The sequence below is a fragment of the Romboutsia sp. 13368 genome, assembly GCF_018336475.1.
In the GTDB taxonomy this organism is placed as follows: Bacteria; Bacillota; Clostridia; order Peptostreptococcales; family Peptostreptococcaceae; genus Romboutsia.
The window spans coordinates 587,295-588,396 of sequence record NZ_CP048741.1 but is presented as its reverse complement, the minus strand read 5'-3'; the positions used below and the strand labels follow the sequence as shown (position 1 = coordinate 588,396).

Below are 1,102 nucleotides of genomic sequence, written 5' to 3'. Positions count from 1 at the left end.
TCTACTAGTTGAATAACTAGTAGGTTTTAATTTATACCTTTGCTAAAATATTTTCACTATAAATTTTTGCATCCTCTTCTTTTCTTAATACTCTAAGTATACCTTGAGATAAAGACTCTAATTCATTTTCACCTGGCATCACGCAAACTTCACTTATAAATTCTACTCTTTTACTTATATTATCAGTTATAAGCTTTGAATAGGCCATCCCACCTGTTAATATTATCGCATCTACATTTCCGCATACTACCGTTGCTAATTCTCCAATACCTTTAGCTATTTGATAAGTCATAGCATCATGAACTAATTTAGCTTCTTCATTTCCTTCATTTATCATTTCTTCAACTTCTCTTACATCAACAGTTCCTAAATAAGAAGAAATTCCACCTTTTCCTCTAATAGTTTTAAGCATTTCTCTATGAGTGTAGTTTCCTGAAAAACATCTATCAATTAACTTTTTACAAGGTACTCTTCCCGATCTTTCAGGTGAAAAAGGACCTTCATCGTCAGATACTATATCTACCATTTTTCCCTTTTCATGTACACTTAAACTTATTCCACCACCTAAGTGTGCTACTATTAAATTTAATTCCTCATATTTTTTATTGTTATTCTTAGCATATTTTATAGCCATAGCTCTAGAATTTAACGCATGACTTAAACATTCTCTATCCATGTCCTTAACTCCAGATAATCTTGCTACATCAGTTAATTCATCAACTGATACAGAGTCATATATGTATGCATCAATTCCTAACGGCTTTGATATTTCATAAGCTATTATTGCGCCTAAGTTTGATGCATGTTCAAGTATAGGTCTATTCACTAGCCTATCTATCATTTCTTCATTTACTAAATATGCTCCTGACTTTACTGGAGGTAATAATCCTCCTCTTCCAACTATAGCACTTATTGAATTTAAGTTTATATCATTCTCTTTTAGAGATTTTAATACTTCATCCTTTCTCATTTCAAATTGATCTTGTATTCTTTCATATATCTCTAAATCTTCTATTCTATGATTTATAGTTTTTACTAGTAGTTGTTTTTCATTGTCATAGACAGCTATCTTTGTAGAAGTAGAACCTGGATTTATAATTAA

Annotated in this window: 1 protein-coding gene; it reads right to left on the bottom strand. The window is 30.5% G+C overall.

All coding sequences use genetic code 11. The features are described from left to right. Positions 1-31: 31 nt before the first annotated feature. Positions 32-1,102, bottom strand: a 1,071-nt coding sequence (buk, locus tag G3997_RS02440; RefSeq protein WP_296647533.1) for a butyrate kinase, incomplete at its 5' end; no start/stop codon positions are given.